Origin of the sequence: Teredinibacter turnerae T7901 (assembly GCF_000023025.1) — a bacterium.
Lineage (GTDB): Bacteria > Pseudomonadota > Gammaproteobacteria > Pseudomonadales > Cellvibrionaceae > Teredinibacter > Teredinibacter turnerae_B.
In genome coordinates this window covers 3,986,023-4,011,267 of sequence record NC_012997.1, presented here as the reverse complement: position 1 = coordinate 4,011,267, position 25,245 = coordinate 3,986,023, and the positions used below count along the sequence as shown (strand labels likewise).

Genomic DNA, 25,245 nt, shown 5'->3' with positions numbered 1-25,245 from the left:
CCGGGGATGAGTCGTAACCCAGGCGTAGCGCGAAGATTAGTGTCATTCCAGGATGGCAGCCCTCCGCTCCATCGTTGAAAGTGTGATCGTCAGGCTGGTATCGGGCTGATGCGTGCTATCCCTTGATAGCACCGCATTTACCGTTGCGGGGGCAGCGCCGGATTTACACCGGACTTCCCAGTTAAGCCATGCGGCGAGCGATAGTTGATGACTTTGTCGCTGCGTATGCCTGGCTGTCGTTTTCGCGTATGGCAGCGAAAACACCTGAAACCGGGCGCGACTTTAGGTAGCGGGGGAGGGCTTGTCAATAGCGCAGGTGAAATACTGTTTCGGATTTTTATCCACCGGCACAGAGGTGTGGGGTTCGATCTGACTGAAGCTGTTGGAGCATCAACCCCGCTTGATTATCTCATGAACAAAATTAGTTTCTATATATGCGGCGCCGTCGACCGCCCAGCGCTGGGCTTCCTGGTGGGTGTTGATGTTGTAGATAAACCACTGCCATGCGCCTTGCCAGAGATCGCCTTCAATAAAGTTAAGCGGTTCGGCGATAAGCAGATCCGGCTGTAAATCGCGGGCTTTGTGCAAGGTTTCTGCGGAGGTATCTGGCAGGCACCAACCAATTGGCAGGTTGCAGGTATTCTTGGCCAGCACCAGTAAATCGTAATCGAAGGAAATTATACGTCGCCGTTCGCCTAATACGTCCGATGCCAGCAATACTTTTTCCAGAAACTGGTTAGGGCCAATGCGCGGCAGACAGTCTTCTTTTATTTCAATGAAAAACTCCACGGAATAACTTGCCAGCGCCTGGCTCAGGTCCGCGAGGCTTTGTATCGGCAGAGGCGAAAAGGATTCGCGAAACTGTTGTGGGTAGTGACACGATATATTTTGCAGTTCGGCAAAGTCTAATTCTTTTAATGCACCTATTGCGGTGGTTGTGCGTTCGAGCGTGTCGTCGTGAAAAACCACAGGAATGCCGTCTCGGCTCATTTGAATGTCGAACTCCACGGCTTCGACACCAGCCTCTATAGCAGCGATAAATCCCGGTAGCGTATTTTCAGGGAAGCGGGACGGATAGCCTCGGTGGCCAACCGTTTTCCAATCGGGTTTAGACATAACGAATTCCGCGTTTTATTACTGAGATCGCGACAGGCGTCGCTTCATTTCATTTTAGTGCTTTTTATTTAACTCTGCGCTATGCCCCCATTTGATTTTTTTAACCCATCCCACTGACCAAAAGGTCGCATGCATCGAAATTCTGCACTCCAACAAAGCGTTGCACGTGTCATTCGGCAACTATGATTCAGTAGCGCAAAAAGCCGAGATTGTTGTTTGGCGTGAAAAGCAGAATGACATTCATGATCCTCGCGCCAAACGGTCAAGTGCTGTGCGCTAAACATTTTCTAAGTTTTGATTCGTTCACAAATTTTTACAATTAGCTCACGTAACGACTTCGTTCCTGCAGTTTTGCATACGGTTCTTGCACTGGCGCGAAGGCAACTCAAACGTTTGTTTTGCAAACAAAATTAATGTTGAGAGGATTCTATGTTCGTAAGTCGAAAACTACGAAGTATGTTGTCTGGTGCTCGAAAAATATCAGCTTTGGCTTTGAGCACCACTTTGCTTGGTGTGCCAGTGTTGGCTGTTGCAGCACAAACGGAGGATCACAAGTTCTCCGCGTTTGTAAATCCCGCGCCGAAAATCGCACCCCAATATATCGTGAAATTTAACGACGTCGCCGGGCTTACACCACAAGCCTCGTTTCGCGCACAAGGCGTTAGACAAGCGCAACAATTGGCGGCCGCTAATGCTCGAGTGATTAAGCGACTGGAGCACATAAATGCGATGGCGGTTTCGGTAGACGCCGCGCAGTTGGCGACGCTGCGTGCGCAACCGGATGTGGCCTATGTTGAGCGTGACCCGGAGCGCCGTTTGCTGGCACAAGCGACACCTTGGGGAATATCGGCAGTAGAGGCTGATGCGGTTAGCGATAGTGATAGCGGTAGTCGCAAGGTGTGCATTATCGATTCCGGTTACGACCGAACTAACCCGGATCTGGCGAGTAATAACCATGCGGGTACCAACGTTTCCGGTACGGGTAACTGGTATGTCCCGGGAGGATCACACGGCACTCATGTCGCGGGCACCATTGCTGCGTACAACAATTCCCAAGGGGTTTTGGGGGTGATGCCCAGCGGCTTGATCGCGATACATGTGGTTAAGGTATTTAACGCAAGTGGCTGGGGTTACGCCTCTGATCTTATCGATGCAATTGGGGTATGCCAAAGCGCCGGAGCTCAGGTGGTTAATATGAGCCTGGGGGGTTCCGGCTCCTCTACCGCAGAACGCAACGCGATGCAGGCATATACCGACGACGGTATGTTGCTGATCGCCGCAGCGGGGAACGATGGCAATACCGCGCATTCGTATCCTGCGTCATACGACAGTGTTGTCTCTGTGGCTGCGGTCGACGAAACCTACCTGCAAGCGGAATTCTCGCAGGCGACCAATCAGGTGGAACTTGCCGCGCCCGGTGAAGCGATTTTATCTACAGTCGGGCGGGGTGATGGTGTTATTGGCTCCATCACTGTCAGTGGCAGCACCTACGGTGATGACCGTGTCGTGCCCCACAACCGTTTTATCTCTTCCGGTGGCAGTTATGTGGTGCAGTACAACACGGGGCAGGTGTCTGGTTCGCTGGCGGCCTGTACTGTGTCTGGTAGCGGCAGTTATAGCTGCGGCAATATGTCGGGCAAAATTTGTTTGGCAGAACGGTTTGGCAACCAGGTGGGCAGCAGTTACCCGGAGATAAATGCCGCACTCGCCTGCGCTAATGCCGGCGCTGCCGGGATTATCGTTTATTCCAATACCGCTCGCCCCGGATTGCAAAACCCGTTTTTAGTCGACACCAACAGTCAGGTTAGCGTGCCTTCGGTTTCTGTTAACCGCACGCTTGGCCAGACTTTGCAGTCGCGTATCGGTCAATCCGTCACATTGCGGGTCGATGGTAATGTGGATTATGCCTATTACAACGGCACCTCTATGGCGACGCCGCATGTTACCGGGGTAGCTGCGTTGGTATGGAGTTATGACACGGATTGCTCGCCGGGTGAGATCCGCACGCTATTGCGCGATACCGCACTGGATATTGACTCCCAAGGCCGCGATAACCGCACTGGCTATGGCTTGATCCAGGCTGCCGCAGCAGTAACGGCGCTGCAACAGGATGGTTGTACGGGTGGCGGTGGCGGTACTCCAGGGGCCTATCTGGAAAATGGTGTTCCGGTCACAGGTCTTGCGGGCAGCGCGGGTAGTGAAACCGTGTTCACTCTCGCTGTGCCTGCGGGAGCATCTAATTTGAACTTCGCAATTAGCGGTGGCTCTGGCGATGTGGACCTGTATGTCCGCTACGGTTCCGAACCGACGACAGGGACTTACGACTGTCGTCCCTATTTGAACGGCAACAATGAATCCTGTCCTATTGGCAGTCCTCAGGCGGGAACATACTACGTGAAGCTAATTGGTTATACCTCATACAGTGGTGTGACCCTGGTGGCAAGCTACACCACTGGCGGTGGTGGCGGTGGTGGACCGGCCACCTTCAGCAATAACAGCAACTACAGTATTCCCGACAACAGTAACACCGGGATCACCAGCCCGATAACCTCGACCCGAACGGGTTCCGCCGGTACAGTAAGTGTGGATATTTCTATTGTGCACACTTACATCGGCGATTTAATTGTGGATGTGATCGCGCCCAACGGCACGACGGTTAACGTGTTAAATCGCCAGGGCGGCAGCGCAGACAATATCAATGGGACTTACCAGTTGAATTTTGGCAGTGCACCCGCCAGTGGGGAATGGAAGCTGAAAGTGCGTGATCGCGCGCGTTACGATACCGGCTATATTGATGCCTGGAGCATCACCTTTCCGTAATCGATTGAAAAACTCACTGTAAAGTCAGTGCGTTATTAGAGGCTCCAGGCTTTCACCCATATCTTGGAGTCTCTAATCGCCACGCGCTGGCAGTCTTACAGCGTTTTTTATGGTGATTAGCCTGTTTATGCATTACCCCTCGAGAAACTTTGCGCCCGTTGCGGGCGCTTTTTTATTGTTTATTGAGTTGTTGAGCGTTGTTCTTAAGGTGTATGGCGAGAGAACCCGCTGGCGCGGGTGACCAAAGTTGATTAAAACCAGCTGATTAAAACCAGGCTTAAAAATAATCCGTTTTGCTTAATTGGTGGATTAAGTTCTCCCGCCTTCCGCGGAAAAGACTCCGTATAAAAAACAGTTCTTTACGCACCGTGTGCGATCTGTCTTTCAAGATTAAAAAACCTTTCACGTCCGCGTCATTTAAACACGCTAATGTGGTTTTTTATGCTGCGCACTGTGTTTAACCCCCAACCAGGAGATTCCTGCGATGTTATCCAACTGGCGTTTGTATTTATTGTTAAGTATTTTTCTCGGTTGCTCAGCGTTAGTAAACGCTGCGCCTTATGAATGGAATTATCCTGCTCCGGTGTTAACTCCTAGCGCAGGGAACAACAACGGCAAGGTCGTATTTTTCGATGTATCACATGGCGGTACTGAAGGGAATGCGGATTGGGTTATTGATGGTGGATTTTCGGATTTTGCGAATGCATTAAAAAATGCCGGATATACCGTTAAAGAATATCGGGGTGTCGATAAAAACAACGACGGCATTATCAAGTTTGTCGATGATTACACATCCCCTTCCGCTGGTGCTTCTGCCGCCAATGAAGCCATTATCAGCTATAGCGCCATCAGCGCTGCCGATGTTTTGGTATTTGCGGAAAGCAACCGGCCGTTTACGCAGGCAGAGCTCACGGCGCTGGAACAATTTCTGGCCGATGGGAAGGGTATATTTTTTATTGCCGATCACTACAATGCTGACCGCAATCTGAACACTTGGGATAGTACCGAAGTCTACAACGGCTACAACCGATCCAATCTGGCGAAATACAATGTGGGCGGCGCCTATGGTGATTTGCGCAACCCAGGCAGTGCCACCGCGGGTTGGCTGGCCAACAATTTCGGCATTCGTTTTCGGTTTAATGCCATCAATTGGCTCTCGGGTGCCAGCGGCATTCAGCCAGCGTCTCAAGTGGAAGGCTTGACCACGGGAGTAACCCCAGTGCTTATGGCTGCGGGGGCGACGCTTGCGATTACTGATCCAACACGAGCGAAAGGACTGGTGTATTTTTCCGCGAGTGACAACCCGAGCGCATGGAATTACGCGGTAGACTCGGGCCTCTACTTCGGCGGAACCGCGGAGGGCCCCTATGTCGCCATCGCCAAATCCGGCGCAGGCAAGGCGGCGTTTATTGGCGACTCGAGTCCAATCGAAGACAGTTCCACGAAATACCGCAGGGAAGATACCGGTGGCAGCAAGAGCACCTACCCTGGCTGGACCGATTCCGGGAATGCTGCGCAGCTGAGTGTTAACATCGTAAACTGGCTGGCGACTGCTGAGTCATACACGCATTTCAATTCCAGCGCGCACCCGAGTGGTACGGCGACGCCCAATCCTATGGCAAGCGAGGAATTGACTGACCCGGATAATGGTCAACCCTGGAGCAATCCAAGTGGCAGCTATGACCCGTGGAATCCAGCCAGTTTTGCCAATGGTGCATATGGCGCGCCATACAACATAGGCGGTGGCACCAGTTCGAGCAGCAGCAGTAGCAGTTCGTCCAGCTCTTCATCCTCAGGTGGAACGGGTATTGCCAGTGTTAGTGCCGCTTTGGCGGCATCGACGGGTACCAACCTCACTGTGCGCGGTGTTATCACCCAGGCGATTAATGGTATTTATGCGTTGGAGATTGCGGACGAGAGTAATAATTCTGCAACGATTTACGTGAAACTGGAAAGCCAGTATCGCAGCGAGTTCAGCCCTCAAAATAACCCATCAATTGTTGGCGAGACACTGCAAGTCAGTGGGCGGCGTGATGTTTACATGAGTCAGCCGAGCATCGAATATGTAACGGACATGCAGATCGTCACAGCCTCGGGCGGAGCCTTGAGTGTGGTTGAAGCGCTGGCAGAGCCAGTATCGACACCGGTGACAGCTGTAGGGGTGATAACGCAGCCAATTAACGGTATTTATGCTCTGGAAATGGCAGACGAGAGTAACAGCGCGGCGACCATATATGTGAAGCTGGAAAGCCAGTACCGTGCAGATTTCAGTCCGCAAAATGACCCGACCCTGATCGGTAAAACGCTGATGGTAAGCGGCGTACGAGATAATTATCAGAGTCAGCCAAGTATTGAATATGTGGACGCTATGGAGCTGGTCTCTGATGGCGGTAGTTCGGGAAATTGTGGGGGTGCAACGGCGGTGTCTGTGGAAACTGCGTACGCGAGCGCAACCGGTACCGACCTGACCGTTGTAGGCGAGGTAGTTGCCGGCGTGAACAATCCCTACGCGCTGGAACTTGCCGATCTCAACTCGAGTACCACAGTGTATGTGAAACTGGAATCAGACCAGCGCGCGCAGTTTAGCCCGGCGAATAACCCTGCCATTTTGGGTGAGGTTATCGAAGTCGTTGGCAAACGTGATTTGTATATGTCTTACCCGAGCCTCGAATACGTTAGCAGTTTGCAGATCTTGAATAACTGTAATTAATTGTTGGCCGGCTCTCTAACATTGTAATTTTAAACAAGGATTTATCATGATTCGAAGTAAACTTTTTTCGCGAACCGCTACATTGGCTGGCGCAATACTGCTGGCGGCGTGTAGTTCGGACGATGAAATCAGACATGTGGATTTACGCTTGATGGAAACAACGGACATCCACGCGAACGTAATGGATTACAACTATTACAGCGGGCAAACAGATATTAAGATCGGCCTTGTTCGTACTGCCGCCTTAATTAAAGCTGCGCGCGCCGAGTTAGTAGAGCCGGAAAACAGTGTTTTAGTGGACAACGGGGATTTGATTCAGGGCAGCCCGATGGGTGACTGGCGAGAAGCTGAAGGTTTGCAACCCGGAGTTGTGCACCCAGTATACAAAGCGATGAACCTGCTGGATTACGACGTCGCCAACTACGGCAATCACGAGTTTAACTACGGGTTAGAATTTTTAGCTGAGAGCGTAAACGACGCAAATTTTCCCTACATCAGCGCCAATATTTTTAAAGACGACGGCGATACCGACGAAAGCAACGATGAGCTCTATTTCGAGCCTTATAAACTGATTGAAAAAATCGTGACTGACACCAAAGGCGATCGTCATCGCGCGACCATCGGTTTTATTGGGTTTGTACCGCCACAAATTATGCAGTGGGATAAAGCTAACCTGGATGGTGCGGTAACCACCAAAGATATTAAAGCGATGGCTGAACGTTATGTCCCTGAGATGAAAGCCAAAGGTGCAGATTTGATCGTTGCGATTCCTCATTCCGGCATTAGTACTGCCGAGTACAATGCAGAAAACAAAGCGGAAAACAGCAGCTGGTATCTGGCCGATGTAGACGGCATAGACGCGATAATGTTCGGACACAGCCATCTGACGTTTCCCTCCGAGGCGTTCGCAGATACACCGAATGTTGATATTACAGCCGGTACAATTAAAGGCGTACCAGCGGTAATGCCTGGGTATTGGGGCAGCCATCTGGGAATTATCGATTTCGGCCTGGAATATAACGTCGATAAAGACGAGTGGAAAATTCTTAGTACCCGCGTAGAAGCACGTCCTATTGTAGTGGACGGCGAAGCCTCGGTTTCTGCCGATGCCGCTTTGGTTGAAGCTGTTGAGAGCGATCACGACGCGACAATTGAATATATGAGCACGCCTATTGGTGAATCCACGGACGATATTTTCAGCTTTCTTGCGCTGGTAAAAGACGATCCCTCAATTCAGATTGTAAGCGATGCGCAAAAGGATTACGTGACCAAACTGATTCAAGGGGATGTTAATCTACAGAACCTGCCGGTATTGTCCGCTGCTGCGCCATTTAAAGCGTGTAATCGCGAGGGGCTTTGTGCTGACGAGAGTGCGTTTACTACAGTACCCAAGGGCCTGTTGACATTGAGTAATGCGGCCGATCTTTACTTGTATCCAAACACACTGGTTGCGGTAAAAATTAATGGCGCCGAACTGAAAGGCTGGCTGGAATGTTCCGCATCGCAGTTTTTCCAAATCGACACCAGTATATCTACACCACAGGAGCTAGTGGATTACGCTGGCTTCCCTACCTATAACTTCGACGTTATCGATGGGGTGACTTACAAAATCGATGTTACCCAAGCACCGCGCAACAACCGAAGTTGTGAAGTGATCAACGAAGATGCCCACCGAATTATCGATTTGCAGTTTAATGGTGCCGACGTGGCCGACACTCAGGAGTTTATTGTCGCAAGTAATAATTATCGTGCGAACGGTGGAGTATTCCCGGGTACAGGTAGCGATCATGTTGTTATTAACTCTCCAAATGCTAACCGCGAAGTCCTCGCAAATTATATTCGCGATAACAGCCCTGTTACACCGACAGCGGATGGCAATTGGAGCTTTGCACCGATAACCTCTGCTACGGACCTGACGATAGTATTTAGGGTTCCGAATACCGATAAAGCCAAAGCCTTTGTGGATGCTCAATTGGACAGCGCTGTGTTTATGGATGTAACCGAGAATAACGAAGCGCGTTACGAACTGGTATTGCAAGCGCAGTAAGTCAATTTATCTTGGCGTTTAAACCGATAAAGCCCCATGTGTTAGCACGACATGGGGCTTTTATTTTGAATGGATAACAATCGTTTAGAAAAGCCGGTCTTGATGCATATTTTATAAGACCGTGTTTTAAAGCATCGTATTTTAAGTCCCTGCGTTTTAAGAGACCGAAAGCGTTGCCACCTCAAAATTTTGTAACTGGTTTGACGGCACCCGGGGTTTACTTAAGTCGTTGAGAAAGTTCTCCTGCCAGGTATAGATATCGTTTTTGTGAAGCACTTTCATCATTTTTTGCCAGCGATCCCGTCGTTCATCCAATGGCATTTCTAACGCTCGTGCCAAATCTTTGGCGACCGCTTCGGTATCGTAAGGGTTTACCAGAACAGCGGCGTCGAGCTCAGCGGCAGCCCCTGCCATTTTTGACAGCACCAGCACGCCGGGATCTTCCGGATTCTGCGCTGCGACATACTCTTTCGCTACCAGGTTCATTCCGTCGCGCAATGGCGTGACGAAGCCAACCTGAGCGAGTTGGTACATTGCGAGAATCGTGTTGCGGCGGAAACCTCTATTGAGGTAGCGCAGCGGCATCCAATCAAAATCCGCGTAGGTGCCAATAATGTGGCCTGCGGTGCGGTCAATTCGACTGGCGAAATCATCGTAGGCCTGCACATCACCCCGCGATGTAGGTGCTACCTGCAAGTACACCATTTGCCGCAACAGATCTGCGCGCTGTTGCAGAAGTTTTTCGTAGGCGATAAAACGGTGTTCGATACCTTTTGAGTAGTCGAGTCGGTCGACACCAATTATGAGTTTTCGGCCTCCCAGGCTGTGTGCCAAGCGTTGGTAATCTTTGCTTTCTTTACCCTTTGCAACAAGGTTAGGGGTGGAGTCGGTCTCGATGCCAATGGGGTATACCTTCACCAGTGTCGTCTCGCTGCCGCAGTGAACCACATCGTTCACCACTGACGCTTCGAGACTTAAACGCATACTCTCGCGGAAGCCTCGCGCATCGGATTCGGTCTGAAAGCCGACTAAATCATAGTGCATCAGCTCGCGCAAAATTTCGCGATATTCCGGTACCGCGCGCAACAGATCGTAAGGTGGGAAAGGCGTATGCAGGAAAAACCCAATGCGGCATTTCACACCCAATTGGCGAAGTTGCCGCGCCAGGGGAATCAAGTGGTAATCGTGTACCCAGATGGTGTCGTCGTCCTGGATAAAGTTCAGCAGGTGCTGGGCAAACTTTTTGTTTACAGAGTGGTAGCCGAGAAAATCGGCTTTCTGATAGCGCATTAATTCCGGACGCTGATGGAACAATGGCCAGAGCACGCTGTTAGCGAAACCTTTGTAGTAGTGGTTGTATTCGTTTTTTTTCAGGCTGACCGTCGCGTAGTCAATATTGCCGCGGCGATCTATTTCCACATTTGATTCTTCATTGTTGCTGATTTTTCCGTTCCAGCCGAACCACAACCCGCCTTCCTTGGAAAGTGCCGCCAGTACACCAACGGCCAGACCGCCTTGCGAGCCTCCGGTGTTGCTGGGTTTTGCTACACGGTTAGATACTACGATTAAACGACTCATAGGGCTTCCTCCCAACGTTTGCTCAACACGCGCGCGCTGTTGATAATTCCGACCATACTGTAAGTTTGGGGAAAATTTCCCCAGAGTTCCCCGGTTTCCGGGTTGATGTCTTCCGAGAGCAGCCCCAGAGAATTGCGGCGCTCCAGTAAGTCTTCAAAAAGTTTGCGGGCTTCGTCTTTGCGGCCAACCGCCGCGAGTGCATCGATATACCAGAACGAGCAGATGGTGAACGCGTTTTCCGGCTCACCGAAGTCGTCCTGGGTGATATAGCGGAACAGGTATTTACTGCCAGCGGGTTTAAGATGTTTTTCGATGGCTTCGAGTGTACCGATAAATTCCGGGCTTTTTGCTTCGACGAAACCGAGCTCAAATGCCAGCAGCAATGAGGCGTCCAGGGTGTCGCCATCCCAGGTGGCGGTATAGGCGTTTAGGGACTTGTTAAAACCGCGCTCGTTAATAGTTTGTTTAATCTTGTCAGCGTGTTCTCGCCAGTAACTGGATTTTTCCGCAAGTGACAGTTTGTCCGCGATTTTGGCGAGACGATCCGCGGCGGTCCAACACATCATGCTGGAAAAGGTGTGTACGTGTTGCTGACCGCGCAATTCCCACAGACCCGCATCGGGTTGGTTGTAGTTGGCTATTGCCAGTTCGCCGACGTGCTCGAGCAAACGGAACAGACCTTCATCGCCGCGACGACGAATACGCTCGTCGAAAAACATTTGCGTGGCCGAGAGAATAACTGCACCGTAAACATCGTGCTGAATTTGCTCGGCGGCCTGATTGCCAATACGCACAGGCCCCATTCCTCTGTATCCGTCCATTGCCTCCAGCAGGCGTTCGGGCATGTCTTTTTTACTGTTAATGCAGTAAACCGGCTGTAGGCCTTTGCCGTTCATGGTGGCCACAATATTCATGATGTACTGTAAATACTGCTCCATGGTGCGGGTCACACCCAACCGGTTGAGCGATTGCACAGTAAAGTAGCTATCCCGCAGCCAGCAAAAACGGTAGTCCCAGTTGCGGACAGTGTTGGCGGCTTCTGGGATAGATGTGGTCATGGCCGCGATAATTGCACCGGTATCTTCGTACGAACTCAGCTTGAGTGTGATGGCGGCACGGATGACGGCTTCCTGCCACTCAAAAGGAATCGCAAGATAGCGACACCACTCCTGCCAATAGGATTCTGTTTCGGTAAAAAAGCGGTCTGTAAGTTCGGAAATATTTTCCGTAATTGACACGTCTTCACCGAACACCAGGTGTTTGGTTTCGCCTAAAACGAAAGTGGTTTCATCAAGAATAGCGGTTACAGAAAGATCGGTGGTCAGGCGCAGGGCGAGGTCGTCGCCAATGTATCGGATATGATTGCTGCCCTGGGTGCGGTGAAATTTACCGGCGCCATCGCTGTGATTCGGGTTGCAGCGTACTTTTACGCGGGGGGAGCCGATAGGGATAATTTTACGCATGATCGTTGTTGGCCGATGGATGCGACCGTACTGGTGGAATCGGGGGGCAAAATCCAGTATTTCGATACCGTTGCCGAAGCGATCCATCAGACGTGTTTTAACGATGGCGGTATTGTGTTCGTATGCCTGTTCGGTTGTTTCCAAATCGATAAGGTCGATAGCGAAGCTGCCACCAGTGTCCTGTTTTCCGCTCTTTAGTAGAGAGCAAAAAACGGGTTCACCATCAAAGCGCGGATAGCACATCCATGACACAGTGCCTTTTTTATCGATCAGTGCACCGATACTACAGTTACCAATCAATGCTAATTCGAGATTGGGTGATTCCATTGTTGTCCCCTTATGACTACTAAAAACCTACTTCGCGTTTTTCTCAATAAGTTCAGTCAAAAATGATTTTACCTGCGCAGGATCTGCAAGGCGGTGGTGGGCGCTGGTTTCTCCATCACCGACTTTAAAACTGAAGCCTCCGGTACGATTAACAAAACGAAAGCCGTCTTCGTCGGTGACGTCGTCGCCGAAAAATACTGGTGTTCTGCCTTTGAATGGTGGCATTTTCATAAAGCGCTCTATCGCATTCCCTTTATTGGCCAATGCAGGCTTGAGCTCGCGTACAGCTTTCCCTTGAATAACTTTGTAATTAGCGCTTATTTCGAGTGACGATAGAAAGTTATCCAGCGCGGCTTCGCATTCTGGGTGTTGGCGAAAATGTACCGCGATGCCGAGCGGCTTCATTTCGAAAATCAGCGCATTTTGCTGCGCAAATTGAGAAATCGCAGATTGATAAGCACAGAGCTGGTTATCGTCCAACGGAATATGCTGGGTTTCTTTTCCAGGGAATTGCCACTGTCCGCCGTGATTTGCGGCTACAGGACAGGGGCACTCTGTAAGGTGCTCACCAATATTTTCCAGTGACCGCCCGGTAACGATGGCAAACGCCTCACCGGTGCTGTCTGTTATACGATTGATTAATGTTTTTAGATGGCTATCTACAACAATAGCATCTGGCGTTGGCGCAATGTCTACGAGTGTGCCATCGAAATCGGCAAAAAGAGCGAGGGAGTCGATTGTTGGTAATTGCATTTTTTACGACTTGGTTTGGTAAATTTTACAAAAAAAGCGCTTTTTTCTGCGCGCAATTAGTTTTGCTGGTGTTAGGAGGTTTATAGCAAGGATCGTGCTAGCAAAAAAAAGCGCAACATTCGTTGCGCTTTTTACTGGTTGATCCGCTAAATTTTAAATTTAGCAGTTTGGTTCCTGGGGCTTATCTGCCGAGATAGTCCATCAACCAATCCATCGCTGGGCGGTGCTGGCCATTGCTCTGAATCAGACCGGTGCCCGTGCGCCAGGTAGACCCTACAACGTAGCCCCAAAGGGTAATACCCTTCACGTTGGGGTGGTTGTAGAACACTGGAAAGTGGGTCTGCATATATTGCAATTGGGTCTGGTCATTGGTCGCTTCTATATCGTATTCGGTGATGTAAAGCGGTACGCCAAGGGTTGATATCAGATCCAACTTGTCTTCAATTTCCTGTGCAGTCCACACACGTGGGCTATAGAGGCTGTGAGCCTGCATGCCGAGCGCGTCAACCACGCCTGCCTGTACGGCTGGACGGATCAGATCCATGATCTCAGTGGTGTTCCAGGTCAGGAAGTTGTAGTCGTTGTATATCAGGATCGTATTCGGGCAGTACTGACGTGCCAGACGGAACGACTCGATAATCCAGTCACTGCCGAAGGCGTTTTGCGCATAGGTCGCCGGGGCGTGACCCGCAACCGCTTCGTTGACCACATCCATCATTGCCGTGTCGGGGTAACGGGTGCAGTAATCACGAATCCACTCTTCAATTTCCGCGCGCTGTTCAGCCGCACTCAAACCGCCGATCCAACCCGGCTGCTGACTTCCCCACACCATGGTGTGTGCTTTTACCGGAATGCCGTTGGCGCGGGCGAATTGGTAGATGCGGTCAACTGGCGCCCAGTTGTACTGGTCGCGAGTGCCTTCTACGGATCCCCACTTGCCTTCGTTTTCTGGTGTGATCTGGTCCCAGTATTGAGCAAAGTCGGAACGCACGTTGCCGCCGGTGGTGATGTTACCCACGAAGAACGGCGGGAACTGTGGGCCACCAGAAGAACTGGTGGAAGAGCTGGAGCTGCTGGAAGACGAACTGCTCGATGAGCTGGAGCTGGTGCCACCGAAGGGGTTGCCGAAGCCGATAGAACCGTTGCAGTGAAGCATTTCGCTGTAGGAGCCACCACCGCAGCTGCCGCTGTAAGCGCCGGTGTTGTCTTCCTGGTCTTCCGCTTCGAAGATCGCTCCGTCAACAGAGACATAGTCGACCTGTACATCGCGATCACCGGAATCGTTGGTGAATGCTACGCGCAATTCGCCTTCGGCGTCAGTTGTTGCGGTGTAGTCGTCCATACTGGCAGAAATCGTCCAGGTTTGGATAACATTGCCGCCGATCACCAGATCAACGCTCTCGTCACCGGTCACACCGCTCATGCGGATAACAATGGTGTGCGCGCCAGGCATGCCGGATGAACTGCTGGACGAAGAGCTGGAAGAGCTTGAGGAAGAGCTGGAACTGCTGGAGGATGAAGACGAGCAGTTACCGCCGACAACGCCACCGCCACCGCTTTGGCTGTTGCAAGTGTTAGCGCCGATACAGCTTGCACTGTTTTCCCATCCCCAGCCGGTGGTTTGATTCTGACACAACGGATAATTTGTGCCGTACCAGTTACAGACCTGTCCGCAGTTTGGCGTGCCGCTTGAAGATGAAGAGCTGCTTGAGCTTGAGCTGCTGGACGAGCTGCTGGAGCTGGATGAGGACGAACCACCACCAGTACTTGAGGAGCTTGAGCTGCTGCTGGACGACGAGCTGCTAGACGATGAGCTGGAGCTGCTAGAGCTGCTCGAGCCAGTGTTGGTGCCGCAAGCGCCAACGCGTGTCCAGGATGCATCGCTGCCTGGCACGGAGTTGGTGTACCAGTTCGCGCTGTACAGGGTGTTTTGATACACCATTTGGTCACCCGCGTTGGCGTGGTTGTATGCACCACCAGACCAATCGCGCGCGGTCCAGTTAGGATACACATTCACTCCTGCACAGCTACCGCCGGTGGCACCACTGGAGCTGGAACTGGAGCTGCTCGACGAGGAGCTGCTAGAGGACGAACTGCTGGAGTTCGATGACGAGGAACTTGAGCTGCTGCTTGAACTGGATGTTGAACTGCCCGACACATCGATCAGCTCCAGCATCTTGTTCGCGTAGCGACGGCCGATTTCGCGGTAGCCTGCGGCGTTAAAGTGGTACTGGTCACGCGAACCCAGACCTGCGGCCGACACATAGTGGCCGTTGGCTACAACTGATGGGATTTCGTGAACGCGGGCGTCGTGGCTCGTGCAGCATGCACCGGGAACCATTTCACCGGCGATGAAGGGCACTTCGCTGGCGCTCAGGCCAAGGTCCGTACGCAGGTCGGTCACCACTTCGTTGACGCGACTGGACCAGGTCGAGCTGCCGGTGTCGCTTTCACCCTGGTGGAAAATAATGCCTTTAATCACGCCGTCTTCCTGGGCTTTACGCGCCAGGTCAAGCATCCAGGCGTAACCGCCAGCACCACCAGGTACTGAGCCGTTCGCGCCGGAAGGCTGACAACTGCCTAAAGCAGCACAGTTTTTACGGAAAAAGTTAATGCTTTGGCCCTGGTAGGCCGCGCCGACTAAGCCAACCCGCACCCCGGCGCCGCTGTTTTCGAGCATGGTACGACCAAAGTAGTCGCCTGGCCCAAGACCGCCGTTATTCCACGCGTGAGCGGTGTTGTAGCAGCGGATTAAGGGGGGAGTTGCTGTGCGCCATTCGCCGTAGCTGGCACCGCCGACCGTACAATTGTTGTCGGCTTGCATCGCAAGCAACCCGGTGGGCACTTGCTGATCCTGTGAGGAAATTTGTCCCTGGCCTTCCATATTGGATTGACCAAACATGAGGTAAATATGGAAGTTGGGGTCTGGAGCAGCGAAGGTTGCAGCGGCTGACAGGGCGAGTGTCGAGGCGCACAACATTTTCGCTACACTGCGTGAAAGCCGGGCTTTCATAGACAATGCGCGTTCGTAGTTTTTCATAGGTAGGCTACCCATTGTTGTTGTGATTGCGGTTTTTCATTTCGCGCGTATTCGCTGCTGAGTACCTCGAAGCTGGCGTAACGACAGTAAGACACGCCGCGAAAATCAGTTGAACTTCGGCTAGGTATAACGCTATTTGTTATTGAAATTTAAAGTGCTATTTAGCTGAAGACTAAACACCTGAATGGTCGCTGAATTTTTCTGCATACTTTTTCGAATACATATTCTGCATACAAAGAGGTATACGGGAAAAAAGGTTCAGACAACGCCGTCTGTACCGTGGAGGAAAGGCACAGATATTTTATTGTTATTGTCGGCGAGACTATATGCAAAAAACGGGAGCAATGAAACTAGACGAAAGTATAGTTTTGCAGCAGGGGGTAACCCGAATCTATTTCTCTTGTTAATAAAATAATTGCGATTTTTTATCGAAAAATCTAGCACTAATTCGAAATGGTGATAAAAATCCTCACAAAGTTTTTGTGATTTATATTTGTGTCACACTTCTTTATTGCTGGGGTGGTAGTAAAAACAGTCGTTAGTACGATTTTTATGGCGCGAAAGTTTCTATTGATGCACAGGTTATTAATGAGGTTTGAGAACCTCACCGAATTTGTTCTGGTGCACGGAAACCAGTGTATTTTCGAGACTATTCGGGCAGTCCAGTATCGCGGTTTCGATGTTTGCTACGTCTTCTTTGCTGCAGGCTCGCGCAATCAGCTTAAGCAAATGGCTGAACAGATCAGAGAGTTCGGAATATATATGCCGGCAACCTCGGGCGTGCCTGGCGAGATAGCCGTATGCTGCGCATCCCATCCCGATAAAATAATCCTGGCTTATACCCTTCTGCCGATAAATTTCCGGAAATAATGCACCGATAAATAACGCGACATCGCCCAGTTGCCTCAAGAGTATGCATCGCTCGCGGTCGTCGCCAGACTCCAACGCATCCTTGTACAGCAGTGCGAGGGGGCGAATCTCCATTTTACCTTCGCTATAACTGTACAGGTTTTCGCTTCGCCCAAAGCGGGCGAGCAGGTTGCCGGTGTACCACAGTGTGTCCTCCTGCGGGCGCGGTGTGATAGTCGTCACATGTTGCTGGAGTTGATCGCGAAAATAGAGTTCCAGCGATTGTGTGAACCCAATTTTGTCTGAATACATGCTGCCCCCATGGAAAACGGGATTCCCGGAGCGCTCAATAATATGCTCGCGCACAGCGCTTGCTGTGCGCCAAAACCCTATTGCGGCTCTACCGTGAGTCGGTTAACGCGGGTGATATCGTTTTCTCGTTTTACCTAGCAAATTTCGTGACCGTCGCACAGTTCTGTACACCGGCGAAGATGATCTAACTGCTGCTAGCCAATAGTTAAGCCGGTGATAGCAGCACAAGGCGGGGTAACTAAGTAAGTAATGCAGGTGAGTTGTGTAGGGAGTTTAGATAGGTTGTGTTGAGTAGGGAGTGTAGATAGGTTGTGTAGGATGCGTTGAGATAAGGGGCAGGCTCAGGGAAGCGCAGACGTGCACGTGGCGCCAGTAGCATGAAACCTGCATACACACAGGCTCCGCTCAGGAGCTGATATGTTGTATCATTCGGGGTGCTGGTGTCGGTGCGTGTTTGAAACTCAAACATCGTATAAGGCACTTACATCGAGTTTGCTATGCTCGCTTAGGAAATGGAATTTTTATTTGGTATATCAACCTTTGGTATATCTGCAGCTTTTGCAGCTGTCTTATTTAATATTTTTTAGATTAATGACTAGGATCACGCAATGAAAACGAATAAGTGGCTAACACAGTCGCTGGTAGTGGGCGCTTTTATGTCCGCTACATTAATATCTGCCGTTCACGCTGATGAAGGCATGTGGGAGCCATCCCAAATGCCGGAAATCCGTGACAGACTCGTTTCGGGCGGTCTCAAGATCGATCCCGCTAACCTATCCAGTTTTGAAGATTTTCCACTGAACGCGATTGTCAGCCTTGGTGGTTGTAGTGCGTCATTTGTATCACCCAAGGGTTTGGTGGTGACCAACCATCACTGTGTGTATGGTTCTGTTCAATATAACAGCACCACCGAAAATAATTTGCTTGAAGATGGATTTCTCGCGAGAAGTATGACGGACGAAGTGCCCGCAGTTCCCGGTAGTCGTATATACGTCACCGAAGCGGTGACCGATGTTACAAACAAAATGAATAAAAATTTGCGCGACGATATGAGCGGCATCGAGCGCTACAAAATGTTGGAAGACAATCGCAAAGCACTGATCAGCGATTGCGAATCCACTAACATTCACCGCTGTGATGTGTCTGCATTCCATCAAGGAATGGAGTATCGCTTGATCAAGCGATTGGAAATTCGCGATGTGCGTCTGGTCTACGCACCAGCGACCAGCATCGGCAAGTACGGCGGTGATATCGATAACTGGCAGTGGCCACGCCACACCGGGGACTGGGGTTTTTATCGCGCTTACGTTGGCAAAGACGGTAAACCGGCCGATTACAGCAAGGACAACGTTCCCTACACATCAAAAAGTTTTCTAAAAGTGGCCGCAGACGGCGTAAAAGAAAACGACTTTGTGATGGCCGCAGGTTATCCCGGGCGCACCAATCGCTACCGTACCAGTGATGAAATAGAAAACCAGTTTACCTGGTACTACCCCGAGGCGCGTGCATATCGCGAGGATATTATCGCCACGATTGAAGAGTCGTCGCCCGCAGACAGTCAGGCGCGCCTGAATTACGAGAGCACGATTTCTTACCTAGCCAATTATGCGAAGAACTTTCAATCCATGGAGGAGAGTTTTCAGCACAGTGATTTCCTGGCGCGTCGACAGCAGCAAGAGAAAAAATTCGCAGGCTGGTTGAAAAAAGATAGCGCGAGAGCGGCCAAGTATATGCCGGCGATCAGCGGGCTGAACGCGCTGGTAGCGCAGGAGCAGGCGACTCGCCAGCTGGATTTGTGGCGAGGATATTTTTCGTATGCCACTCTGCCGAGCGTTGCTGAAGACTTGTATCGTTTGGCTGTCGAGCGCGAAAAACCGGATGCCGAGCGTGAGCCCGGTTATCAAGAACGCGACATGACACGATTTAAGCAGTCGTTGGAACGTATCACCCATCGTTATGATGAAACCGTAGACAAGGCCATTCTAACCTACCTGTTGGGTCGCTACATGGAACTTGATCCCGCTCAGCATTTAGCCAGCGTGGACAAGCAATTTCGCCTGGGTAATAAGCTCGACGAAAAAAAATTGGCGAAAACACTGAATGGCCTATACAAAAAGTCCTCGCTTGACGACGAAGCTGTTCGCCTCGCCTGGATGGACAAAAGTGTTGCTGACTTCAAGAAAAGCAAAGATCCATTTATTCAGTGGGCGGTTAACTCTTTCGATGAGCGCATGGCCCTTGAAGAGCACGATAAGGAAATTGAAGGTCAGTTTTTACGCCAGCGCCCACTGTATATGAGTGCGTTTGTTGCCTTCAATCGAAGCTTGGGGCTGCCGGTTTACGCGGATGCTAACAGCAGCCTGCGGATTACCTACGGTCACGTCAAAGGCAATCAGCCCAAAGACGGTCTGCTGAATCTGCCTTTTACAACTTTGGAAGGTATTGTGGAAAAAGATACCGGCGTAGAACCGTTTAACGCGCCGAAGGAAGAATTGGCGCTGATCCGCGAGAAGAAATACGGCCCGTATAAATTGGACGCAATAAATTCCGTACCGGTTAACTTCCTTTGTACGCTGGACATTACCGGCGGCAACAGTGGTTCGGCGACCCTTAACAGTAAAGGTGAATTAGTCGGGTTACTGTTCGACGGTGTATACGAAAGTATTATCGGCGATTGGGATTTCGACGATGACCTGAACCGTGCGATAGTTGTTGATATTCGCTATATCCTGTGGGTAATGACCTATTTGGATAAGGCCGATAATCTGCTGGAAGAAATGTCCATGGTGCGTAAATAGCTGCGCTTTTGCTTCCATTCGCCGCTACTCAGCTATCTTCGAGTAGCGGCGATATTACCAGCGGGCTTCTCCCAGCGCTTGTGCGCTGGCCGTTGGTAAATCCCCTTCTACCGCAATTCTCTTACTCTCTATCCTGATCTTTTTCGACGGCGATTAATCTTTATCGCGCTCATCGCTTTTATCGGCTTTTTTCTTGTCGTCGGTCGCGGAAGGCAGCTTTGAATCCCACGTGTAGGTCAAGTCAACGCTGTCTACCTTGCCCGAGGCGGCCTCGATTTTTAATTGCTGGGTCAGGCTGTATTCAAGAATAAATCGTCCGACGGCGCCCACCAGCCCATACTGGTATTTAACATACAGTTTGTCGCTCACTTGCTTGCCCGCACCCACGGAGCTGGAGCCGGTGCTGCTGTCGGAATCAATCGTGATATCGGTCAATCCAAGTTCGCCACCGATACGCTGCAGTGTCGGCAGGGCTTGGGCGAGCGCCATCGACAGGGCGGCGGCTTCGGCCTGTCCGTCTTCACCTTTACCAACATCGGACATGGGTTTGCCAGTGAGCATATAGGAGAGTACATCGCTCTCACTCATGCTTGGGGTGGAGTAAAGCTGTGTTTTTGGATGTTTGGCCGTGCCGTACAACCAGATACCGGCTTTAATCTGGGTATTTAAACCGGTTGCCTGCGGGCGTTCGATAGTGCGCGCTGCGCGAACATCGAGATTGGGATTGTCCATCGACCCTGTGAACACAATCTGCCCATGCTCTATTTTTAAATCCTGGCCGTAACTCTTGTACTGTCCGCTCGGCAGCATCAGGCTACCTTGTAATTGCTGACGGCCGCTCGCATCGAGATTGAAATTTAAATCGCCGCGAATTTGCGTTTTGAGGCCAAACCCTTCGAAGCGGATATTGTCTCCAGCAATAATTTTTAAATCGCTGGTGAAAACCAGTGGTGAAGGTTTTTCTATGGGTTCTTCGCCATAGATAACGGCATCTTCCGAAACGCTGCTGGCGGACTTGGGGAGTTCCTTCAGTTCCATAAAGGAATCCGAAATTTTTACGCTGCCGCCAAGGTGCCAGCGAAGATCTTCTCCTTCCAATTGCAAGTGAGGACTGGCGGTGAAGCGTCTGTCGGGCTGGTCCACTAACTGCAATTGTTCACCATCAATTTTTATCCGTGCGGCAAAGGGAAAGCGACCGCTATCGGTCGGCTTTATATCGCCTTGCAGCGTCATGTCGCCGTTGCCAACGGCGCCTTTACCGCGTAAATCAATTGAAGTTTTGGCTGCGTCAATATCAATATTCCAGTTGCGCAGCCGACTGCCTGTTTGTGGAAGAATAAAACCGAATTCACTCAGGCTGACCTTCCCTGTGACCAGTGCATCGACGTTTTCCGTGTTTTGCTGGTAGTGTAAATCGATGCGGGTCTTGCCTTCCAACTCGGCAATCGTTGGCACGAACGGTTGGATATAGGCCAGGGTGTCCAGAGCTCCATCGATGGTAATGTCGATAGCGGGCTGCTTTTCCAGTGCAGACTTAACGGTGCCGGCGACGCGTAACTGCTGACGTTTATCGATAACTGCACCAGCATCGATATTGACGACGTCCTGATTACCATCAATGCGCACGAAGGTTTTTTCAATCGGCAGATCCAGGTTGGGTTCGTCCTCGTTGCGGTAATGAATGCTCGCATCGACTAAATTAAACGCGCTTTCAATACTGAATGTCCGGGGAGCGAAATTCGCCAGTGTTGCCTCGATATTGGCTTTGCCACGCAACTCCCCTTCCGTTTGCCAGGTGGTGGGTAGGCGTTGCAGGTACTGTTTAAACAGCGTTTTTTCGCGGTCAAAATAAATCCCGTTTACATGCGTCGCGACGGTCAGATCACGTTGGTCCAGCAGCTCAACTGTGTCGAGGCATAGTTGCGCTTGTGCCTGCTCGAGGCAAAAGTCGTTCAACGCCACGCGCGCTTGTGACAATTGAATAGGGACAGTCTGCCGGAGTTTCCACTGACCGAAGCGCAAGCCTGTGCTGATATTCAGCTGTTGGAGCTGGATATCCCAGATAGCCGTATCCAGTGTATAACCTGCGCTGGTGTTGCCAGCTGTGATACCCCCTGTCATAGCCAAGGTTTCGAGATTCAGGTCCCCTGGTATCCCTGATACGCTGAGCGTGGCGCGATGTTTGGGCAGGCTGCCGGAGGCGGAGAATTCGATTCGTGTAATACCGTTACCCGCGGTCGCCAATTGTTCAGCGACTAAATCGAGTTTTTGCAGCTGTATTTTTTCCGGCGCGGCGAGCTGTAAATTTTTAGCGATCAGCGCCATATTCGCCTTGCCGATCTCCGTGTCGGCAAAGCGCAGGTTTTGCGCATTGAGGGTAAATTGCGCATCGGGTGCGGTGGCTTTGCCAGCGATGTTACCCACCAGATGGCCACTGCCGTTGAGCGCCTCGGCGATGGTATTCAAATTGCCCGCGTTGAAATCCAGATCGAGTTTAATCGCTTGATTATCGATACCGTATTCGCCACTGGCTTTGAGCTCGTTGACATCGTTCTGCAAGCGCAATTTTTCCAGGCTGATTTTTTGCCCTTGCAGCTGTGCGATAACATCGCCCTTCAGTGGCTTTTTGCCGAGATCCAGGTTGGCAATTTGCAGCGTGATTTTACCGTCTTTCAGTTCTTCTTTATAACCGACATCTGCGTCGAGCCGGGCGGTAATTTTCGCGACGTCAATTTTATCGCCAAGCCAGGCCTGTAAATTCAACTCGTTCAGTTGCAACTGTGCTTGCGCGCGAACCCCATCACGCCAGTTTACTTGGGCGCTGCCTTGCAATTCACCGCCGCTGGCTGGTGTTACCTGCAGCTCTTTCAGTTCGCTGCTGCTGTTGGTCAAGTCAGTAAAACTGTCGACAACAAGGTGAAAATCCCCGGCACTGGTGACAATGTCGGTTTGCCCTTCAGCTTGCACGATTTGCGTTGTCAGGTGGATTTTAAAGTCGCCGTTGGGCGATTCAACTTGCGGGATCTGTGGATGAGAAAAATCTTCCCAACTCAATAAAAGGTCGCATTCCAGCGGTTGTTCCGTTACGCAGGAGCCTTGTGTTGCCACGTGATGTGAAGGAAGATTGAGCGCGATCTGCCACCTGGGAGCGAAGTCCAGTTTGCCATTTAAACGGTAGGTTTCTCCTTGGAAACCGGCGGCGAAAGTCTCAATATTTATCTTACTGCCAGCAGCTCTTGCGCGAAGGCTAATGTCATTGACTTGCGCCAGGGTTTGTTGCGCGCGGGAAAGTTGAAAATCCCCCACACGCAAATCGTTGAGTACAATGTTAACGGGCAAATGAATTTTCGGGAGTGCAGGTGGTTCATCGCTTGTCGGCGGCGGAGGTGACTCAACCAGCGCGATGCTAAGTTTGTTCAAGTGAAAACGGCTGATACTGACTTGGGTTTCCAGTAATTTTCGCGGCTGCCACTGTAGGTTAAGCCCCGTTGCGGTAATTTCCTGAAATCCCAAGGTATTTGTTTTCGCCGTAACCGTGAGCCGGGAAAATGTTACTCCCTGCCAAAGACTGCCGTTCGCGTCAGCATACTGAATGGTAACGGGCAGATAGGGTTCGCTCACGTCCACCGCCCAGCGAAATCCGCTGGTGGTATCCAACAGCCAGAAAATGCCGCTGGCAATAGCGGTGATAACAACCAGTATAACTAGCGCTATGCCACGCAGTGCGTGTTTTATCCAGGGCTTCATAGATCAGCCCCCACACTCACGTGGATACGAAAATCGTCTGCACTGTTTTCAGGAAAGGCAAAGTCCAGCCGCAGTGGGCCGACAGGCGAGTACCAACGCACACCCACGCCCCAGGCTTTGCGGTAGTTGGGGTTTTCATTAAAGGCGTCGCCAATGTCGTAAAAGGTGGACAGCGACCAGCTTTTTAGAATGAGATGGTCGTATTCAATGCTGCCTACGATGAGCTTGCCGCCGCCGGTAATTTCGCCGTTTTCTTTTTCGATGCCAATGGTGTTGTAGCCGTAACCGCGCACACTGTTATCGCCACCGGTATAAAATCGCACAGAGGGCGGCAACTCATTGATATCGTCCATCAGGGTTCCTGCAATTTCCGCCCGCGCAATAAAACGGCCGCGCTCGATTGGAGAGAAAATGCCTTTAACCCGGCTGTACGCCTGCACAAAATTGACTTCCGACGCCCACATTTCGTGACTGAATGTAATACCGGTTTCGAAGCGATAGCCACTGGTTTGCCTCGGCTCTTCGCTTGCATGTATCCAGGTCGCCCCTACACCAGGAACAATCAGCGTTTTACGAAATTTCGTTTCCTGTTGTTCCTGGTACGTTTCCTCCCTTAAATTAACTCCCGCATTCACGACCCAGCCGTCGTTGAATGAATAAATCGAGCGCGCGCTGGTGGAGAGGGTGTTGCTCTGGTAAGCCTCGTACTCTTCCTCCAGATAACCCGCGCTCAGTTCGTACCATTCTTTTGCGGCATTGTGTTTGGGAATAATGTAAGTGCCGAGTAATTCTCTCACCCGCTCAGCCAGTAGCGCATCTGTTCGCCAGTGGTGACCCAGATCGTTTAAATAGCGATTTGTGTAATTACCGCGTAAGCGCGCGCCCTGGTCGGTGGAATAACCGATGCCTGTGCCAAAGCTGTGGTGCGGTGCCAGTGAGAGATCAAAATCCAACGGTACCCGGTGTTCGTCGTCTGCCTGCTCGAAGCGCGGTGTGATAATAACTTTGCGAAAGTAGTCCGTGCCCTGGAAGCGCTTATAAACATCTTGCAGTGCCATTTCTGAATAGGGTTCGCCAGATATATCTCCGGCGAGGCGGCGTAAAAATGTTTCGCGTAATTCCAGGTCGGGGTAGCGTTGTTCGCCAATGCGATAGCGGGGGCCGATTTCGAGTTTTAGGGCAACATCGGCGGCGTCATCTTTGGGGTAAATAGCCAGTTCGGATTGGGTATATTTCGCTTCCCAATATCCAAAGCGGCGCGCGGTATCCAGCAGGGTGCCTTTGTAGCTCTCGTATTCGCCATGCTTTAATGATTGCCCCGACTTTAACGCGGGATGAGATATTAATGCTTCCAGTTCGGGGACGAGTGATGCTGGCGCGCGATCGGTGCTAACGTTTATTTTACGGTACCGCACGCGGGGGCCAAGCGTGACATCCAGGTCCAGCTTCCAGCATTTTTCGTTTTGTTCAAAGCGCTGTTTTATTTCGGTGTTGTAGTAGCCGTACGCGCGCACGGCATCCTGCACTTGTTGCGGCAGGTCGCGACGGTACTGCTGTACTCGCCACGCGGGCAGTGAACAGCTTTCGCCTGCAAGTTTTACATGCGCGCGTATATTTTCTTCAATCTGGCCGTCCACTCCGTGAATGGACATGTCTTCTTGGGCTGTTCCGGCCGACGCTAGCGC

At 51.2% G+C, this 25,245-nt stretch carries 12 protein-coding genes and 1 riboswitch; of the genes, 4 read left to right on the top strand and 8 right to left on the bottom strand.

Annotation, left to right across the window (positions count from 1 at the left end):
- Nucleotides 1–75: 75 nt before the first annotated feature.
- Nucleotides 76–217: riboswitch (cobalamin riboswitch) on the bottom strand.
- A gap of 173 nt (nt 218–390) precedes the next feature.
- Nucleotides 391–1,116 carry a glycerophosphodiester phosphodiesterase family protein gene (locus tag TERTU_RS16010; RefSeq protein ID WP_015820427.1) on the bottom strand — a complete coding sequence of 242 codons (726 nt, stop codon included), beginning with the start codon at nt 1,114–1,116 and terminating at the stop codon, nt 391–393.
- 456 nt (nt 1,117–1,572) lie between these two features.
- Here TERTU_RS16010 and TERTU_RS16000 point away from each other — a divergent pair, with 456 nt between their 5' ends.
- The 3 genes from TERTU_RS16000 to TERTU_RS15990 all read left to right on the top strand — a co-directional run bounded on the left by TERTU_RS16000 (nt 1,573) and on the right by TERTU_RS15990 (nt 8,693).
- Entirely contained in the window at nt 1,573–3,936 is a 2,364-nt protein-coding gene (locus TERTU_RS16000; protein ID WP_015817282.1) for a S8 family serine peptidase, read from the top strand.
- A 484-nt stretch (nt 3,937–4,420) separates the two neighbouring features.
- Nucleotides 4,421–6,646 (top strand): DUF6359 domain-containing protein, encoded by a 2,226-nt coding sequence (locus tag TERTU_RS15995; protein ID WP_015818503.1) that lies wholly within the window; start codon nt 4,421–4,423, stop codon nt 6,644–6,646.
- 46 nt (nt 6,647–6,692) lie between these two features.
- On the top strand, nt 6,693–8,693 hold the full coding sequence (locus TERTU_RS15990) for a bifunctional 2',3'-cyclic-nucleotide 2'-phosphodiesterase/3'-nucleotidase (RefSeq protein ID WP_015820386.1): 2,001 nt from the start codon (nt 6,693–6,695) through the stop codon (nt 8,691–8,693).
- 156 nt (nt 8,694–8,849) lie between these two features.
- Here the strand turns inward: TERTU_RS15990 and otsA are convergent, their stop codons facing one another.
- The 5 genes from otsA to TERTU_RS15965 all read right to left on the bottom strand — a co-directional run bounded on the left by otsA (nt 8,850) and on the right by TERTU_RS15965 (nt 17,015).
- Nucleotides 8,850–10,271: an alpha,alpha-trehalose-phosphate synthase (UDP-forming) gene (gene otsA, locus TERTU_RS15985; RefSeq protein WP_015820510.1), complete on the bottom strand. Its 1,422-nt coding sequence runs from the start codon at nt 10,269–10,271 to the stop codon at nt 8,850–8,852.
- On the bottom strand, nt 10,268–12,061 hold the full coding sequence (locus TERTU_RS15980; RefSeq protein ID WP_015818860.1) for a glycoside hydrolase family 15 protein: 1,794 nt from the start codon (nt 12,059–12,061) through the stop codon (nt 10,268–10,270). The genes otsA and TERTU_RS15980 overlap by 4 nt, the downstream gene beginning before the upstream one ends.
- Nucleotides 12,062–12,088: 27 nt before the next feature.
- Nucleotides 12,089–12,814, bottom strand: coding sequence for a trehalose-phosphatase (otsB, locus tag TERTU_RS15975; RefSeq protein WP_015819622.1), 726 nt, complete (start codon nt 12,812–12,814; stop codon nt 12,089–12,091).
- Nucleotides 12,815–12,995: 181 nt separating this feature from the next.
- Nucleotides 12,996–15,854 carry an endo-1,4-beta-xylanase gene (locus tag TERTU_RS15970; RefSeq protein ID WP_015817859.1) on the bottom strand — a complete coding sequence of 953 codons (2,859 nt, stop codon included), beginning with the start codon at nt 15,852–15,854 and terminating at the stop codon, nt 12,996–12,998.
- 585 nt (nt 15,855–16,439) lie between these two features.
- The gene (locus TERTU_RS15965; RefSeq protein ID WP_228378174.1) at nt 16,440–17,015 is read right to left on the bottom strand and encodes a hypothetical protein; all 576 of its coding nucleotides are present in this window, start codon (nt 17,013–17,015) and stop codon (nt 16,440–16,442) included.
- Nucleotides 17,016–17,623: 608 nt separating this feature from the next.
- Between TERTU_RS15965 and TERTU_RS15960 the strand changes: the two genes are divergently transcribed.
- Nucleotides 17,624–19,813 (top strand): S46 family peptidase, encoded by a 2,190-nt coding sequence (locus TERTU_RS15960; protein ID WP_015817165.1) that lies wholly within the window; start codon nt 17,624–17,626, stop codon nt 19,811–19,813.
- Nucleotides 19,814–19,966: 153 nt separating this feature from the next.
- Here the strand turns inward: TERTU_RS15960 and TERTU_RS15955 are convergent, their stop codons facing one another.
- Complete coding sequence (locus tag TERTU_RS15955; protein WP_015817769.1) at nt 19,967–23,560, bottom strand: translocation/assembly module TamB domain-containing protein; 3,594 nt, start codon at nt 23,558–23,560, stop codon at nt 19,967–19,969.
- On the bottom strand, nt 23,557–25,212 hold the full coding sequence (locus TERTU_RS15950) for an autotransporter assembly complex protein TamA (protein ID WP_019603496.1): 1,656 nt from the start codon (nt 25,210–25,212) through the stop codon (nt 23,557–23,559). Before TERTU_RS15950 ends, TERTU_RS15955 begins: the two co-directional genes overlap by 4 nt.
- Nucleotides 25,213–25,245: the final 33 nt, after the last annotated feature.